Raw genomic sequence first — 2164 nt, forward strand, 5'->3', positions numbered from 1 at the left:
CACTCTCGGAAGTCTTACCGTCACGCTCCAGGCAAGGCGCCTTGTCGGCTGGGGGCCAGGGCGGATATCGATGGTGCTCAGTAGCACCTGTTGGTGGGGGTGGAGTTGGTGCCAGAGGGTGGTCTGTTTGCGGGCCCAGCGCTGGAGTTCGGGCGGGAGGGGCTGGCCTGTGGCGTGGAGAGCGCGGTGCTGGTGGTATTTGCGATGCCAGGCGAAGGGCCAGGGCGGGTTCCACCAGGGGTCGAGGAAGGTGAGTTCTTGCAGGGTGCGGGCGGACAGGAGGCCTGCGCGGGTGTCGTCGCCCGATTTTTCTGAGTTGTTGTTGGGGCTGTGAGCTGGGGTTTCTCAGTTCTTCTGGGTGATGTTCGCGGTGCCTGAGGGTGCTCGGAGTGTGGGGCTGGGCGGAGTGGTGTCTGTCTGAACTGTGTGTATGCCGTCTGTGCAGATCGGTTGATCGTGGTGCAGTTCCCATGGGCTGCGATTTGAAGTGGCGCGGCGTCAGGTGGTGTCGGGGTTGGTGAGGTCGTCTTTGGTGAGGGTGACGCGGGTGGCTTTGCCGGCTTTGCTGGCGGTGGTGGTGGGTGGCAGGACGCGGACGTGGATGAAGTAGACGCGGACGCCGGTGAGTTCGGTGTAGGGGGGCCATGCGCCGGGGGTGCCGTCGGTGGGCAGGTCGAGGAGCTTGTCGGTGATGTTGTAGATGACGAGGTAGGCGGTGTGCTGCCCGTAGTCGTGGGCGTACTTGATGATCTGGTGCACGCCTTTGACGAGGTAGCCCTTGCCGCGTCCTTGGCCGTCGAAGATTTTGCCGTCACAGACGAGGGGATCACGGCCGTCGAGGTCGCCGATGAGGTCGGCTTCGCCGGATGCTGAGCGCGGTTTGGCGTGGGTGATGTGGTCGCCCTCGAGGAAGAGGAAGCGCTGCAGGTCGAGGTTGTAGACCTCTTCGCCGTTGGGCCGGTCAGCCTCGAAGCGCGTGTGCAACTCGTCACGGTCGAACCACTCGATGCGGGTGCGGTAGCGCTCGAGGGTGTGCAGGATGCTGCTTTCGGCGCCGACGCGTTCGCTGAGGTAGTCGAAGAAGGGCTGGAGGATGTCCTCGGCGAACTCCCGCCAGCTGTCCTGGATGTTCCTCTTGTTGCTGTAGCCGCTTGCGATGCGCCAGCCGGAAGAGGGGTTTGCTGCCTCGTCCTTGGCGGTGTCCTGTATGAGTCGCCAGATGAGGGTGGCGCGTCCCTCTTCGGTCCGGCTGCACCAGATGAACTGCATGTCGCCGTCCAGGCCGGCGCGGAAGCGGTCGTAGTCGAGGTCTGGTTCTGCCCGGGCTGCTTCCTCGAGGAGGCCTGTGAGGGCTGGTTGGCTGTTGATCCAGGTGACGGCGAGGTGGACTTCGTGGCCGGCGCTGGAGAAGGGGGCGGTCATGAGTTTGCGCAGGCGTTCGCGTACGGCGACCTGGAGGCGCTGCTGGTACTTCACCGGAAGAGGCCTTTCAGAGCTTGTGTGATCTGCTGCTGGAGGACGTCGCCCGCGTTCTGTGCGCTGCCGGTCTGGTCGACCAGCCAGATGTGGGTGTAGCAGCAGGGGCAGGTCACGGCGGTCTGGGCCACGATCTCCGAGTAGCGGACCCACATCAGGTATCCGCAGTTGGGGCAGGCCATCTCGTGGTCCGCGCTGAGGAGCTGTGTCGCGAGGGATTCACCCATGGAGGGATTGTTCCGTATGGGTCTGACAGTGCCGCTGTTGTCGGTTCTATCCGGGGTGGATGCCGATGGCGGAGAGGAGCTTCTGCTGGGTGGGGTGGAGGGTGGTCCAGTGGGTGCGTTGCTGCTCGGTCCATTGCTGGAGGGTGGGGCAGTGGTCCTGGCCGGTGTGGTGGTGCAACTTGGCCTGTTGGTAGGTGCGTTGCCAGGGGTGGGGCCAGGGCGGGCACCACCAGGGGTCGAGGTTTTCAAGGGCGTGAGCTGTGGTGGGGGAGAGGCGGCCTTGCCGGGCGGCGCGGCGTTTTTGTGTCAGCCAGTCGCCCAGGGCGAAGCCGTCGTGGTGGGTGTCTTTGCTGCAGGCGAGGTGGCCGTTCAGGGTGGCGTAGGCGCGGGCGTGGGCGAGTCCGGGGCTTGCGGGGTAGATGCGGCTGGTCCGGCGGCGGGCGGCGGCTTCGGGGGTGATG

The 2164-nt window shown here is 65.4% G+C and carries 3 protein-coding genes; all 3 read right to left on the reverse strand.

Features of this window, described 5'->3' with window-relative positions; genetic code table 11:
* Positions 1-498: 498 nt before the first annotated feature.
* Positions 499-1476 (reverse strand): hypothetical protein, encoded by a 978-nt coding sequence (locus AQJ67_RS44300; RefSeq protein ID WP_062725861.1) that lies wholly within the window; start codon positions 1474-1476, stop codon positions 499-501.
* Positions 1473-1703 (reverse strand): hypothetical protein, encoded by a 231-nt coding sequence (locus AQJ67_RS44305; RefSeq protein ID WP_062725863.1) that lies wholly within the window; start codon positions 1701-1703, stop codon positions 1473-1475. The genes AQJ67_RS44300 and AQJ67_RS44305 overlap by 4 nt, the downstream gene beginning before the upstream one ends.
* Positions 1704-1749: 46 nt before the next feature.
* The coding region (locus tag AQJ67_RS44310) for a helicase associated domain-containing protein (protein WP_208615170.1) at positions 1750-2164 on the reverse strand (415 nt) is incomplete at its 5' end.

Origin of the sequence: Streptomyces caeruleatus (assembly GCF_001514235.1) — a bacterium.
GTDB lineage: Bacteria > Actinomycetota > Actinomycetes > Streptomycetales > Streptomycetaceae > Streptomyces > Streptomyces caeruleatus.

What these genes read in the sequence shown, in the direction of transcription:
- AQJ67_RS44305 (WP_062725863.1), bottom strand. Translation starts at nt 1,703, where the DNA reads ATGGGTGAATCCCTCGCGACACAGCTCCTCAGCGCGGACCACGAGATG.